Genomic DNA, 14,152 nt, shown 5'->3' on the forward strand with positions numbered 1-14,152 from the left:
CACCGGAAGCCCGTCCGGATCGCTCAGCCCACCTGGAGCTGCCCGCGGACCGCCGCGAGATGGGACTCCATCGCGGCGCGAGCGGCGTCCGGATCGCCGTCGCGCAGGACGCCCAGCAGCGATCGGTGGGCCGCGACCGCGGCCCTCGCCGAGGCCGGGCTGCCGCGATCGCGGTAGTGGCCCGACTGGACCAGACCGAGCCCGGACAACGTCGCCCGGAGCACCCGGTTGTCGGCGATGTCGGCGATCGCGCCGTGGAAGCCGAGCGCGAGCCGGTTGAACTCGTCCGGCTTGTCCACCAGCCGCTCGGAGCGCCGCACCAGGTCGTCGAGCCGGTCCCAGTCCGCCGGTGTCCCGCGCACCGCAGCGAGCGCCGCCAGCGCCGGCTCGACTCCGCGCTGAGCGTCGAGCATCTCCTCGACGCCCACGCCCAGCAGGTGCAGCGCGACCGCCAACCCGTCCGCGGCGTTGGACAGCCGGTCCGCCGCCCGCGCGCCGGATCCCTCCTGCTCGTTCGCACTGAGCTCTCGATAGCCGCCCGCCCAGTAGACCAGCGGCTCGCCGGCCCGGCCGCCGGCGGCGACCACCCGGCCGACCAGGATCTCGTGGTCGCCGCCCGGCAGGATGTCCTCCACGGCGCAGTCGAACCAGCTGAGCGCACCGTCGACCACGGGCGCGCCGGTCTCGATCGCGCTGGTCGGGACCTCCCGGAAGCCAGCCGGCTCGGGCACCCGCCCGCGCCGGGCGAAGTAGTCGGCGGTCGGCTGCTGCCCGCTGGACAGCACGCTGACCGCATAGGACCCGGCCTCCCGGACGAAGCCGAGCAGCGGGCTGGACCGGTTGATCGACACACTGACCAGCAACGGGTTCAAAGACAGCGAGGCGAACGAGGAGGCGGTCACCCCGTACATCCCGGCCGCGGCATGCGTGGTCACGACGGTCACGCCGGAGGCGAACTGACCCGCGGCCTGGCGGAATGCGCCGGAGTCGCTCACCGGACGCCCCCACTCACTCGAGTCCCTCGCTCATCGGCCCGCGTCCGCCTCGTCGCCGGTGGCGACCCGGTCCAGGAACGCGTCCACCAGCCGGTGCGCCCGCTGCCGGTTGGCGACGTCGCGCTCGCGGGTCTGCCGACGTACGTCCTCGGCGTCCAGCCCGAATGCCGCCGCATCCTTCGTCCCACCCGCTGCGAACCAGCCGGCCAGGATCTCCGACGTCATCTCGGGATGGAACTGCACGGCCAGATTGCGGCCCAGCACGAACGCCTGCGGCGAGCTGTCGTTCCGCGCGACCTCCCGGGCCTTTGCCGGTGTCTGCCAGCGGTCGTAGTGCCACTGGAACCACGGTCCGGACGGGATGAGCGCGTCGTCGTCGGAGTCGATCTCGGCCCAGCCGAGCTCCGGCGTCGCCGAGCGGTCGACGGAGCCGCCGTGGGCCAGGGCCAGCAGTTGGCCGCCGAAGCAGATCCCCAGCACGGGCACGGACTCGGCGTCCGCGCGGCGGAGCAGGTCGAGCTCGGGCAGCACCCAGGAGCCGACGGCGTCGTGGTCGTAGGCGGACCAGGGCGCGCCCATCGCCACCACGGCGTCGAAAGCGGCCGGGTCCGGGAAGTCGGTGTCCACGTTCGGCGTGTCGAACCGGTCGGCCTCCACCACCTGGTGGACGGCCAGCTCGTAGCCACGCTCGGCGAAGCGCTCGCCGACCGAGCCCGGCAAGCAGATGTGGTCGTGTTGGATCACCAGGACGCGCACCCGCAGCATTATAGTTCGGACCCGAACGATCATGGCAAGTGCGCTCGCCGGGGACTTGTGATCGGCGCCGCCAGCCGCTATCGTTCGGATCCGAACAATCACTGACTCCACTCGCCGATGATGACGGGAAGGTGACCGATGGTGGCCACGAAGACGATCGTCCGGGAGCATGAGGCGGACCTGGTCGTCCGGGCCGCGGACACCGTCGCCGACGGTGTGCTGGCGCTGACCCTGGCCGACCCGTCCGGGCAGCCCCTCCCCCCGTGGACGCCCGGCGCCCACGTCGATCTGATCCTCGGCGACGACCTGACCAGGCAGTACTCCCTCTGCAGCAGCCCCGGCCAGCCCGGCAGCTGGCGCGTCGGCGTGCTCCGCACCCCCGACAGCCGCGGCGGCTCGGAGCGGGTACACACCTCCCTGCCGGCCGGCGCCACGGTCCGCGTTCGCGGACCGCGCAACCACTTCCCGCTGGTGGCGAGCCCCCGATACCTCTTCATCGCCGGCGGCATCGGGATCACCCCGATGCTGCCGATGATCGCCGAGGCCGAGGCGTCCGGCGCCGACTGGTCGCTGCTGTACGGCGGCCGCGAGCGGTCGTCGATGGCCTTCCTCGACGAGCTGGCCGGCTACGGCGACAAGGTCACTGTCGCACCGCAGAACGAGACCGGGATGCTGGACCTGGCCGCCGTGCTCGGCACGCCGCAGCCCGAAACGCTGGTCTACTGCTGCGGCCCCGAAGGCCTGCTCGGTGCGGTGGAGAAGCTCTGCGAGGACTGGCCGCCCGGGGCGCTTCACCTCGAACGGTTCTCGGCCAAGCCGCAGGAGGCGGCCGAGGGCGGCGAGTCGAGCTTCGAGCTGGTGCTGGAACGCTCCGGCCTCACCCTGGAGGTGCCGCCCGAGAAGTCCGTGCTGGACGTGATCCGGGGGGCGGGAGTGAGCGTGCTCGCGTCCTGCTTGGAGGGCGTCTGCGGCACCTGCGAGACCGAGGTGATCGACGGCGACGTGGACCACCGGGACTCGGTGCTGAACGAGGAGGAGCGCGCCTCCAACGAGTTCATGATGGTGTGCGTGTCCCGCTGCAAGTCCGCCCGGCTCACCCTCGACCTCTGACCGACCCGCCCTCTGACTGCGGAAGGACGTATCCCGGCATGACACGGACCCATCCCCACAACTGCTGGTATCTGCTGGCCACGAGCGAGGAGGTCGGCCGGACTCCGCTCGGCCGACGGGTGCTCGGCCAGGGCGTGGTGCTGTTCCGGACCACCGACGGCACGGCCGTCGCACTGGAGGACCGCTGCGTGCACCGACCGTATCCGCTGAGCCTGGGCTGGCTCGAGGGCGACACCATCGTCTCCGGCTACTCCGGGTTCACCTACGACGCTCGCGGCTTCTGCGTGCACGTGCCGACCCAGGACGAGATCCCGGTCGGCGCCCGGGTCCGGTCCTTCCCGGTCCACGACGACGGGGTGTTCGTCTGGGGCTGGCTCGGCGATCAGGCGCTCGCCGCGCTCCGGCCTCCCGCCGCGCTGCCGTGGCTGCGCGACGACAGCTGGGTGACCATCGGCGACAGCTGGGAGACGGCGGCCGATCTCGCCCTGCTGCACGAGAACTTCGCCGACATCACCCATGTCGCGGTGGTCGACCCGTTCATCGCACCCCCGGTGCTGCGGAGCTCGCCGCCGCCGTTGGAGGTGGAGGTGACCGAGACGACGGTGGCGTTTTCGCGAACCTACGCCGCCGCCCCGATGGCGAGCTGGCAGGCCGAGCTGGCCGGGCTCGATCCCGCGCTCTCCCACGTCCAGCGCGAGCGCGGGGCGTTCGTCTCACCCGGCGTCTGGGTGGACTCCTGGGACGTCGAGGTGGAGCCGGCCGACCAGTCCGGACCGCACGCGCTCACCTTCCGGTTCACCCACGCGGTGACCCCGATCGCCGCAGGACGGACCCGGCACACCTGGCGGGTCAGCCGCAACTTCGCGCTGGGTGAGCAGGCCAGCAAGGTGCTGCTGCCGATCTTCACCGACTACTACGGGCGGGTGCAGACGATCCTGGAGACGATGCAGCAGGTGCTGGACAGCGACGGCCCCCGGCGCGAGGTGAACGTCAGCGCCGACGCCGCGGCACTCCAGGTGCGCAAGATCATCCGCAACATGGTCGCCGACGAGACGGGCATCCCGACCCGCCGGCAGAGCAGGGCCGCCGCCCGGAACCGCTGAGTCGATCCGGCGCCGGTCGAACGGGGTCAGCCCGTCGGGCGGTCAGACGGCGGTGTAGCCACCGTCGATGATGATGTCCTGGGCGGTCAGGTAGGCAGCGGCGTCGGAGGCGAGGAAGCTGACCAGCCCCGCGATGTCCTCCGGCGAGGCCATCCGACCCTGCGGGATCAGCGCCTCCCAGTCGTCCCGCAGGCTCGGCTGCTGGTCGATGATCTTCTGGGTGAGGTCGGTCAGGACGTAGCCGGGCGAGATCGAGTTGACCCGGATGCCCGCCTTCGCCCACTCGACGGCCAACGACTTGCCGAGGTGTGCGACCGCGGCCTTCGAGGCGTTGTACGACGCCGCCCACTGGGGCACGTTGACGATCGACCCGGACATCGACGCGATGAAGATCGCGCTGCCCGATCGACCGGCGTCGAGCAGGCCCTTGCCGAAGGCCTGGGCGGCGAAGAACGTCCCGGTCAGATTGACGTCGATGACCTTGCGCCAGGCGTCAGCAGTGACGTCGACCGAGTCGCCGTTGATCTCGATGCCGGCCGCGGTCAGCAGCACCTGCGGCACCCCCAGGGCCGCGCCGACCTCGTCGAAGGCGGCGAAAGTTGCCTGCTGATCGGTGACGTCGAGGCGATGACCGACAGCTTTCACGTGGTAGCTATCGGCGAGCTCGCGGGCGACGTCCTCGACGGTGTCGAGCAGGTCCAACAGCGCGATGTCGGCGCCGTCGGCGGCGAGGCCACGAGCTACGGCGAGGCCGATACCCCGTGCTCCGCCGGTGATGACCGCGGTCCGGCCGGTGAGATTGGTGATCATGGTTTTACTCCTTGGTGGTTGAGGTTCTATCGGATCGAGCGGGTGGGGGATCTAGTCAGTGCGGCACGGCCTCCCATCCCGCGCGGGTCGCGGCGATGAAGGTGCGGACGGCGTCGTGCGGGTCGTCGGCGGCGAGGACGCCACTGGTGGAACCGGTGCCGTCCGCCCCGAGCGACATGATCGATCGGGCGACGGACGCGGACGACACACCGCCGGCGTGCATGACGAGGACCTGGGGCTGCCGCCCGCGCAGGGCGCGATTGGCCGGCACGATCCAATCCCGCTCGCCCGGGCCACCGACCCGGCCGATCAGTGCCGGCGGCTCGAGCAGGATGGCGGTGGGATCGAGCTCGGCGAGACCAAGGGCATCCGCCGTCGTGTCCGCGCACACGATCGTCTCCAGGCCGGTGCACCGGGCGCGCTGCATGGCGACGGCGAGCCGGTCGCCGGCCATGGGGTTGCTGTCGTGATTGAGCATCACGCCGGCGGCGCCGGCATCGACCAGCGACTCCGCCGTGATCCGGCCGAGGGTCGCGCCGAGCGTCTCGGCATCCATGGTCTGGGCGAACACGAGCACGCCGGTGTCGAGGTCGCGAATCGGGGCGATCATCGCGGTCGGCACCGTCAGCACGACGGTGACGCCGTGGTCCTGGCCGGCCTGCCCCGCGACGCGGGCGAGCTGCTCCAGGTCGGCCCGCCGGAGGAGATTCTTCGGGCCGATCTCGAAGAACGGAGCACGGATCCCGGTCATCCCTGGATCAGTTCCCGGAGGAAGGTCGCGCTCGCCGGCAAGCTGAGCGACGGGTCTCCTTCGGTCGAGCACTCCAGATTGACGTAGCCCTCGTAGCCCACCTCGCGCAGCGCACCGAAGATGACCGGCCAGTCCAGCAGCCCGTGACCGGGCAGGAGCCTGTTGCTGTCACCCAGGTGCACCTGCCGGATCCGGTCCCCCGCGAGTCGCAGCGCGGCCCCGAGGTCGGACTCCTCGAGCGACATGTGGAACGTGTCGGGCAGCAGTCCCGCGTTCGGGTGGGCCACGGCGTCGACGAGGCGTGCATTGTCGAGAATCCGATTCAGGTAGCGGCTCTCGTACCGGTTGATCGGCTCCAACAGGATTCTCCCGGCGCTGCCCGCGACGATGTCGAGCACGTCGCGATAGAACTCGAGGAACTCCGCCTCCTGCTGGTCGGTCAGTTGCTGGAACGGATCGAACAGTGGCAACGGGATCTGCGGTCCGTACTGGAACTCGATTTCGGTGACCATGCCGAACTCGGCGCAGACGGCGGCGGTCTCTCGATACATGGCCCGGCACTCCCCGCGGAGCTCACGGTCCCCCGACATCGCATTGCCGTAGGTGTCGTTCATCAAGACGAACTCGACCGGCCGGACCCCCGTCCGGGACTCCAGGTCCCCGAGCTCGGCGCGGACGTCGTCGTTCCAGTCCTCGTACGGCTGGAACACCGCGATCCCGTCGTAGCCCCAGGTGCGCAGCTTCTCGGCCTTCTCGGTGAGCGTGGATCCCGGCACCATCGGGGACGAGCAACAGAGCTTCATGGTCTTCTCTCCTTGGATTGTGGTCAGTTGTTGAAGAGCCGGTCGAGGTAGTCCTCGAAGGCGCGATAGCGGCGTTCGTGGCGGTGGTCGCCTGACGGCCGGTACCGCACCACGTCGGGCCGGCTGAGTCGGTCCGCGTCGGTGATGTCGGCCAGGACGCCGAGCTCGACGAGTGCCAGAGCGGCGGCCCCGCGGCAGGTTGCCTCCTGCTCGTGGGGAACCAGGACGTCGACACCGCAGACATCGGACTTGAGCTGGGACCAGAACGCGGAGGCGGCACCGCCGCCGGTGGACACGATCTCGCAGATCCGGTCCCCGCTCGCGGCTAGCGAGTCCACGTTGCGGCGTAGCAGGTGAGCGACGCCCTCCTCGACCGCGTAGGCCAAGTCGAAGCGGTCGTGTCCGAGCTCGATGCCGAGGAACGCGCCGCGGGCGTCGGGGAAGAAGTCGGGCGGGTTCACCCCGGTCAGATACGGCAGGAAGAACGGAGCCTCGGCCGATCGGCGGCCGCGCAGGCCCTGCTCGAGGTCGTCGTACGGCAGGCCGCCGAGGCATTCACGCCGAAACCAGTCCAGGGCGGCGCCGCCGCAGTCGACCCCGGTGAACAGCAGCGTCTCGGCCGGCCGGAGGCCGGCGTGGAAGGAGATCCGGCTGGCGGGGTCGAACGAGAAGTGGGGCGCCAGCATCGACAGCGACAAGACGGTTCCCGCCGACTCGCTGACGGATCCGTCGAGGTAGGACCCGGTGCCCACCATGGCGCAGAAATGATCGAGAGCGCCGGCGTTGACCCGGTAGCCGTCCACCGCTGGTGGCAGTCGATCGCGCACCGCCGGGCGCACCGATCCCACCTCGAGCCCGGCCCGGACGAGCCCGGGAAGCTGCCCCGGGTCGATCGAGCAGAAGTCGAGCATCTCCTCCCAGTAGGAACCGGCGCCGACGTCGTAGAAGTAGCTGAACCCCCGGGTCGTCAGCTCGCCGACCATCACGCCGGTGAGCCGCCGGATGAGGTCGTCCTTGATCATCAGCACTGCGTGCGCCGACGACAACGACGCCGGCTCGTGCTCGGCCAGCCAACGGAGCTTGACTGCCGGCCAGGTGGCGGAAGGTTCGGGCTGACCGGTCACTCGGAACGCCATGCCGGGATCGAACCGTTCGGCCATCTCGGCCGCCTGCCGCCCGGCCCGATCGTCCAGCCACGAGATGCCGGGGCGAACCGGCTGCCCCGACTCGTCCACGAGCACGAATGACTCCGCCTGCCCGGTGATCGCGATGACGGCTCGATGTGCCGAGGTGTCGCCGAAGCTCCTGGCGCACTGCCAGATCAGGTCGATGACGATCTCGAACAGGCGAACCGGATCGAATTCGACCCGCGTACCCGCCCGGTCGTACTCGGCGGGCGCCTGGGCAACGGCACGCCGCCTCAGCATCTCGTCGAAGAGCACGACCTTCACGTTGGTGGTCCCCAGGTCGACCGCATAGACCAGCATCGTCAGCCGCCGATGACCTGGAACCAGACGGTGCGGACACGAGCGCGGACGGAGTCCAGGTCGCCGAAGTAGACCCGCCCGAACTCGCCCAGCACAGGAGCGCCGCCGTGCACCGGGATCGTCTCGGAGCGACCGAGGACCGAGGAGATGATGTGCCCATCGGTGTTAAGACCCCACGAGGGGTGTTCGTCCCGGAGCTCGGCGGCGTTGCGGATGTGGATCGGCCCCGGGTGCAGGTACTGGTTCTCGTGCCGGGTCGGCGGTGCGATCTTGGCGAACACGTTCAGGGTGTCCTGCAGCAACAGTTGGGTCCCGTAGTAGGTGGTGTCCTCCGACTCCTCCTGCAAGATCACGCAGCAGCTCGTGTGCGCGGTGTAGGCGATGGCGATGCCGTCCACGATGCCGCTGCCGCGGACGAACTCGCTCAGCTGCTCGGTCAGGTCGAAGAACTCCTGCCGGGCCGGCGTCTCGATCGTCACTGACGACGATGTGGTGATCATGTCCACTTCTTTCTGGGGTCGGTGCCGCGTCGCCGCTCGGGCGGCGAACGGCGATGCGTCGGGCTGGGCCTGCGGGATGCAGGTGGTCAGCCGGCCGGGACGGCCTCGAAAGCCTCGGGATGGTCCTGGGCATAGCGCGGCCCGGCCTCGCCGGTCCGGAGCCGCCGGCGCAGCACCAGCAGCCACCAGACCGCGGCGAGTCCGATCACTCCGGCGAAGACGTACGCGTTGCCGGCGAAGGCGGGCAGCACGACCAGGGCTGCTCCGACGGCGAGGAACACGATCAGGCTCACTACCAGCAGCGGAGTCCGGGCGCGGCCGAGATCGAACGTGCCGGGCTCGGCGGCGGGGATGCGGCCGCGGCGCGTCGCCACCAGGAGTCCGATCGTCTGCAGGATGTAGGTGGTGAAGAACGCCAGGGTGGCGATGCCCAGGAAGTAGTTGAACGCCCGCTGGCTGACCAGCCCGGAGAGCAGCATCAGCACCGACGCCACACCGAGGCTGACGATGGCGGTCGAGGGCGTCTTGCGCTCGGTCGACACGTGCCGGAGGGCCCGGGAGAACGGCATCATGTTGTCGCGTGACAGCGAGTACAACAGGCGGGTTCCGACGAGCACATTGGCCAGCAAGCAGACGAGGATGTTGGTGAGCGCGACCGCGATCACGATCCGAGCGAAGACCGGGCCGGCCTGCTGGGTGATGATCTCCTCGATCGGCGCCGGTGAGCCGGCGAGCGCCGCCGGGTTCTTGATGGCGAGCACGTAGACCAGGTACATCAAGAACTCGATCACGCATGACACGGCGAACGCATAGAACATGGTGCGCGGGATGACGTGGCGAGCGCGCTTGGTCTCCTCCGCGACGTCGGCGACGGCCTCGACGCCGACCAGACCGAAGAACGGGCCGAGGGACGCGGCGAGCCAGGCCAGGATGTAGGGAGTGGCGCCGTCGGTGCTGCCGGGGACGAAGAGCGACGAGAACGGCTGGTGGACGTTGCCCGGGAGGACGAAGGCGATGAATGCCACGACGAGGGTGACGCCGACCGTCACCAGGATCTCCAGGCTGACGCCGATGTTGTTGATGAACGTCGCCAGCCGCACGCTGTAGGCGTTGATGAGCACGCAGACGATCACGGTGGCGATCGCGAGCATGATCTGGAGCGAGTGCGTCATCTCCCAGCCGAACACGCTGCCGAGATAACCGGCGAAGACATAACCGAGGCTGGTCATCCCGCTGACCCACCCGATCAGTGCGGCGAAGCCGGTGAACCAGCCGTAGCTGGAGTTGTTCAGCCGGCTGGTCCACTGATAGGCGTAGCCCGCGAGCGGGATCTTCGCCGCGATGTCGGCGGCGATGAGGGTCCACAGCAGGAACACCGGAATGGCGAGGAACAGCGTCCAGATGAACGGCGCCCCCGCGTTGAGGTAGCCGGCGCCGAAGCCGCTGAAGACCGCGGTCGTCGCGCTGATGGTGGAGAAGCCGATGCAGAACGACGCGAGCCGGCCGACCGAGCGGTCCAGGCGCTGCTTGTAGCCGAACTCTGCCAGCCGCGCGTCCTCGTCCTCACCGACGACTCTCGGCGGCGGGGCCAGGGACGTGCTCACTTCCCGGTCTGCTGTGGTCCGATCAACCATCACTCACTCCTCGTTCGGTCCTGGGGCGAGGCGATGATTTCGGCCCCGTCGCTTGACCCAGTAGATCGAGGAGCCGGTACTGAACGGAAAGTCTGATACCCGATCTGCTGATAACCCACGCTGATCACCAGTCGGCGTCGGCGGGAGCTCACTGTCGTCGATCGATGCCCATCAGCATGTGCTCCAGAAGCTGCCTGCCCGCGCCGGACAGCCGGCTCGGCCGCCAGGCCAGGGCCGTGTAGGTGACCGGTCGGCCGGTGATCGGCACGAACTGCACGCCCGGGCGGCTGTACAGGCGGACCATCGACGACACGGTGAAACTCAGGCCGACGCCGCGTGCCACCAGAGTCACCTCGGACTCGTACGTCGCCGCCTCGGCCGCAACGTCGGCCGGCTTCCCGTCCCGCAGGTCTGCGGCCAGCCAGTAGTCACGCCAGATGCCGGCCGATTCCGGCGCGGCCACGATCGGCTCGTCCAGCAGTTCCTCGATCGCGATCGACTCCCGGCCCGCGAAACGGTGCGCGCGGGGCAGGCACGCCATCCAGCGCTCCTCCGACACCACGGCCATCTCGGCGTCGGGAACCTCGACCGGTGGCCGGAGCAGCGCGATGTCGACGGCTCCGCTGCCGAGCCCGGCGGTCGGGTCGTCGAAGTTGTACTCCACCGACTCCGCGGTGATGTTCGGGAGCTGCTGATCGACCCCGTCGAGCAACTCGAACAACAGGTCGGCGCCAGTGCCGATCAGGTATCCGACCCGGACGTGTCCGCGGTTGACCAGCGACGCCGCCACCTCGAGCGCGGCGTCGACCTCACGCAGAGCCGCTCTGACGTGCGGCAGCCACTGCCGCCCGACCTCGGTCAGAGCCACCGAGTGGGTGTCGCGGACGAACAGCCGATCACCGACGTGCTGCTCGAGCTGCCGGATCGCCGCGGACAGTGCGGGCTGGGAGATGAACAGCCGTTCGGCGGCACGACGGAAGTTCAGCTCGCTGCCGAGAACCTCGAAGTACCGCAGTAGCCGGAGTGTGATGTTCTGGTTCACGTCGACCCCCGCCTGCCGATGTTGTGCACGCCGATGGAGATCAGGCTCGCACAATCCAAGCCGTCGGCCGATGCCTGCGGCTCAGGGGTGATCGGGTGCGGTGGTCTCGCGCAGGATGTCGAGCACCTGCTCCGCCCGGGTCGCGGGATTGACGAAGACCAGCCGCAGGGTCGTCCGGCCCTGCCACACCGTCGGTACGCAGAGGATCCGGCCCTCGACGGCCAGCCGCTTCGACCAGCGCTGATAGTCCTCCGCGGCCCAGCCGGGCCGCTCGAAGATGATCACCGACAGTTCGGGCTCGAGCAGCACCTCGAGGGTGTCCATCGCGGCGATGCCGGCCGCCACCTCGCGGGCGGTGGCGATGGTCTGCTCGATCGCGCGGACGTACCGGTCGGTGCCGTGCACGGCGAGACTGAACCAGAACGGCAGGCCGCGGGCCCGGCGGGACAGGTGGACGGCCAGGTCGGTCGGGTTCCAGGCCTCCCGGTCGATCGCGTCCAGGTAGCCGGCGTGCTGGGCGTGCGCAGCCCGCGCCAGCGTGACGTCGCGATAGACCAGCGCACAGCAGTCGTACGGCGCGAACAGCCACTTGTGCGGATCGACGATGAAGCTGTGCGCGCGCTCGACGCCGTCGTAGCGCGAGCGCACCGACGGCGCCGCCAGGCCGGCGCCGCCGTAGGCGCCGTCGATGTGCAGCCAGACGTCCGACTCCTCGCAGACGTCGGCCAGATCGCCGATGTCGTCCACGATGCCGCCGTTGGTGGTGCCGGCCGAGGCCACGACCGCGAACACGCCCTCGTGCTCGGCGATGGCCGCCCGGGCGGCCGGACCGGTGAGGTGGCCGCGGGCGTCCTCCTCGACCAGGATCACGTCGGCATCCATCACCCGCGCGGCGGCGACGATCGAGGAGTGCGCGTCGTGGGTGCAGACGATCGCGCGGGCGGCGTCCCGGCCCCGTTTGTTGCGGACGTACGCCCGGGCCGCCACCAGCGCGGACAAGTTGCCGATCGTGCCGCCGGACATGAAGCAGCCGCCGGCGGTGTCGGGCCAGCCGAGCAGCTCGATCAGCCAGCCGATCGCCTCGTTCTCGGCGAAGATCGCGCCGGCCCCTGCCTCCCAGGTGCCGGCGAAGATGTTGAAGCTGCTCACGGTCGCGTCGAAGGCCCGGGACGCGATGGTCGGCGCCGCGGGCACGTAGGCGAGGTTCAGCGGATCATCCTGCGCCCGGGTCGCCGGAGCCAGCACGTCCTCGAAGATCCGCAGCGTCTCGGTCGCGCCGAGCCCGCCGGCGGTGATCGTCGCACCCACCTCGGCGGCGAGCTCGGACGCCGGCCTGGCGGTGGTCTTCGGGTCGGCCGGGCGGGTGATCCGACGGGCCGCCGCGTGCACGGCGGCCCACGCGATCTCGGTCTCGTCGCCCCAGACCTCGGGGACCGCGCGAGACGGGGTGATCTCCTCCGAAGCCGTCATCGCTTCAGCAGCGGCGGCGGCACCCGCTGCACCCACCGGGTCGTCCGCTCCCACGCCGCGGCCAGGTCCATCAGGGAGAAGTCGTCGTGGTTGCGACCGATCACCTGCAACCCGATCGGCAGCCCGCCGGCGCTGAACCCGGCCGGCACGGCAAGCGTCGGCGCGTTCAACAGCGTGCCGATGGCGGTGACCTCCATCCATCGATGGTAGGACGACATCGCCACCCCGTTGATGTGCTGGGGCCAGTGGATGGTGGCGTCGAACGGGAAGACCTGCGCGGTCGGCAGCACCGCGTAGTCGTAGGTTTCGAACAGCGTCCGGAACCCCTGGTAGAGCCCGGTCCGCTTGACCGAGCCGTTGTAGGCGTCCAGCCCGCTGATCGCGGGGTTGCCGTCGGCCCCGCTGAGCAGACCGTCGATCTCATAGATCGCCTCGGGCTTCATCGCCGCCCGGAACGTCGGGTTGTCGTACAGCGGCTTGAGGATGCCGCCGATCAGCCAGTGCCGGAAGATCAGCCAGGTCGGCCACAGATCGGCGTTGCCGGCGAAGCTGCCGAAGCTCGGCAGCGCGTCCAGCCTGGTGACCGACATGCCGAGCGACTCGAAGCTCTTCAGTGCCTTGGTGGTCACCGAGAGCACCTCGGGCTCCATCGGCAGGTAGCCGCCGAGGTCACCGAGCCAGGCCACTTTCTTGCCGCGGAACTTGCCGTGCAGGTCGGTGAGCGGCGCCGGGTCCTCGGTGATCGACAGCGGCGCGCGTGGGTCGTAGCCCGACATGGTCCGCAGCAGCAGCGCCAGGTCCAGGGCCGTTCTGGCGATCGGTCCCTCGACGCCGCCCTGCTGGACGAACGCCTCGGCGTTGTTGCCGGGCACCCGACCGAACGACGGGCGCAGCCCGAACACGTTGTTCCAGCCCGGCGGGTTGCGCAGCGAGCCGAAGAAGTCACTGCCGTCGGCGACGGGCAGCATGCGCAGCGCGACGGCGACCGCAGCTCCCCCGCTGCTGCCACCGGCGGCCTTGCTCTGGTCGTACGCGTTCGTGGTGGTGCCGAAGACGCTGTTGTACGTCTGCGAGCCCAATCCGAACTCGGGTGTGTTCGTCTTGCCGATGAAGATCGCCCCGGCCGCCCGGATCCGTTCGACGTTCAGCGAGTCCGCAGTCGCCGGTGCGACGTCGAACGGTGGCCGGAAGAACCCGGAGGTGGTCTTGATCCCCTTGACGTTCGCCAGGTCCTTGACCGCGTGCGGAAAGCCGTGCATCCAGCCCTGGTAGTCACCCGACCTCAGCGCGGCGTCCTTCTGCGCGGCCTCCGCGAGCAGGTCGGCCCGCGGTCGCAGGTTCACGATCGCGTTCACCTTGGGGTTGATCACCGCGATGTGATCGAGATACGCCGTCATCACCTCGACGCAACTGACTACCCGCCGGCGGATCGCGACCGAGAGCTCGGCCGCGCTCCAGTCGACGATCCGGGCGAGATCGCGGGGCCGCTTCACCGACGGCCAGTCGATGCCGCCGGAGTGACCGCCGCCGGCCGCGGGCGTGGCAGCCGCGACGCCGGTGCCCCCGAGCAGGCTCGCCGCGACCACTCCGGCGGCGGCACCGCCGAGCAGGCCACGCCGGCTCAGCTGGCCCCGTTCAGGGCGTGCATCGTCAGGGCGCGGAACATCGTTCATCGTCGAACGGTCCTTTCG

At 69.9% G+C, this 14,152-nt stretch carries 12 protein-coding genes and 1 pseudogene; 2 read left to right on the forward strand and 11 right to left on the reverse strand.

The features are described from left to right. Nucleotides 1-23: 23 nt before the first annotated feature. Both ABD747_RS01365 and ABD747_RS01370 read right to left on the reverse strand, forming a co-directional pair. Nucleotides 24-995 carry a flavin reductase gene (locus ABD747_RS01365; protein WP_344801273.1) on the reverse strand — a complete coding sequence of 324 codons (972 nt, stop codon included), beginning with the start codon at nucleotides 993-995 and terminating at the stop codon, nucleotides 24-26. A 30-nt stretch (nucleotides 996-1,025) separates the two neighbouring features. After that, a complete protein-coding gene (locus ABD747_RS01370; RefSeq protein ID WP_344801411.1) occupies nucleotides 1,026-1,760 on the reverse strand; it encodes a type 1 glutamine amidotransferase in 735 nt (244 codons plus the stop codon). A gap of 156 nt (nucleotides 1,761-1,916) precedes the next feature. Here ABD747_RS01370 and ABD747_RS01375 point away from each other — a divergent pair. Then, nucleotides 1,917-2,861 (forward strand): annotated as a pseudogene (locus ABD747_RS01375) (PDR/VanB family oxidoreductase); the annotation flags it as partial. 38 nt (nucleotides 2,862-2,899) lie between these two features. Then, nucleotides 2,900-3,964 carry an aromatic ring-hydroxylating dioxygenase subunit alpha gene (locus ABD747_RS01380; RefSeq protein WP_344801276.1) on the forward strand — a complete coding sequence of 355 codons (1,065 nt, stop codon included), beginning with the start codon at nucleotides 2,900-2,902 and terminating at the stop codon, nucleotides 3,962-3,964. 42 nt (nucleotides 3,965-4,006) lie between these two features. Here ABD747_RS01380 and ABD747_RS01385 read toward each other — a convergent pair whose 3' ends face one another. The 9 genes from ABD747_RS01385 to ABD747_RS01425 all read right to left on the reverse strand — a co-directional run bounded on the left by ABD747_RS01385 (nucleotide 4,007) and on the right by ABD747_RS01425 (nucleotide 14,134). Continuing rightward, a complete protein-coding gene (locus ABD747_RS01385; protein ID WP_344801277.1) occupies nucleotides 4,007-4,774 on the reverse strand; it encodes an SDR family oxidoreductase in 768 nt (255 codons plus the stop codon). Between the two features lie 55 nt (nucleotides 4,775-4,829). Further along, nucleotides 4,830-5,525 (reverse strand): triose-phosphate isomerase, encoded by a 696-nt coding sequence (locus ABD747_RS01390; RefSeq protein WP_344801278.1) that lies wholly within the window; start codon nucleotides 5,523-5,525, stop codon nucleotides 4,830-4,832. Further along, the gene (locus tag ABD747_RS01395; RefSeq protein WP_344801279.1) at nucleotides 5,522-6,328 is read right to left on the reverse strand and encodes a sugar phosphate isomerase/epimerase family protein; all 807 of its coding nucleotides are present in this window, start codon (nucleotides 6,326-6,328) and stop codon (nucleotides 5,522-5,524) included. Before ABD747_RS01395 ends, ABD747_RS01390 begins: the two co-directional genes overlap by 4 nt. A 23-nt stretch (nucleotides 6,329-6,351) precedes the next feature. Beyond that, entirely contained in the window at nucleotides 6,352-7,815 is a 1,464-nt protein-coding gene (locus tag ABD747_RS01400) for an FGGY-family carbohydrate kinase (RefSeq protein WP_344801280.1), read from the reverse strand. A gap of 2 nt (nucleotides 7,816-7,817) precedes the next feature. Further along, nucleotides 7,818-8,315 (reverse strand): YjbQ family protein, encoded by a 498-nt coding sequence (locus tag ABD747_RS01405; RefSeq protein ID WP_344801281.1) that lies wholly within the window; start codon nucleotides 8,313-8,315, stop codon nucleotides 7,818-7,820. 86 nt (nucleotides 8,316-8,401) lie between these two features. Then, nucleotides 8,402-9,949 (reverse strand): APC family permease, encoded by a 1,548-nt coding sequence (locus ABD747_RS01410; protein WP_344801282.1) that lies wholly within the window; start codon nucleotides 9,947-9,949, stop codon nucleotides 8,402-8,404. A gap of 148 nt (nucleotides 9,950-10,097) precedes the next feature. Continuing rightward, a complete protein-coding gene (locus ABD747_RS01415) occupies nucleotides 10,098-10,991 on the reverse strand; it encodes a LysR family transcriptional regulator (protein WP_344801283.1) in 894 nt (297 codons plus the stop codon). 81 nt (nucleotides 10,992-11,072) lie between these two features. Next, nucleotides 11,073-12,461 carry a pyridoxal phosphate-dependent decarboxylase family protein gene (locus ABD747_RS01420; protein ID WP_344801284.1) on the reverse strand — a complete coding sequence of 463 codons (1,389 nt, stop codon included), beginning with the start codon at nucleotides 12,459-12,461 and terminating at the stop codon, nucleotides 11,073-11,075. Then, the gene (locus ABD747_RS01425) at nucleotides 12,458-14,134 is read right to left on the reverse strand and encodes an amidase (protein WP_344801285.1); all 1,677 of its coding nucleotides are present in this window, start codon (nucleotides 14,132-14,134) and stop codon (nucleotides 12,458-12,460) included. The genes ABD747_RS01420 and ABD747_RS01425 overlap by 4 nt, the downstream gene beginning before the upstream one ends. Between the last annotated feature and the right edge of the window lie 18 nt (nucleotides 14,135-14,152).

Source organism: Microlunatus ginsengisoli (assembly GCF_039537205.1).
Classification (GTDB): Bacteria; Actinomycetota; Actinomycetes; order Propionibacteriales; family Propionibacteriaceae; genus Microlunatus; species Microlunatus ginsengisoli.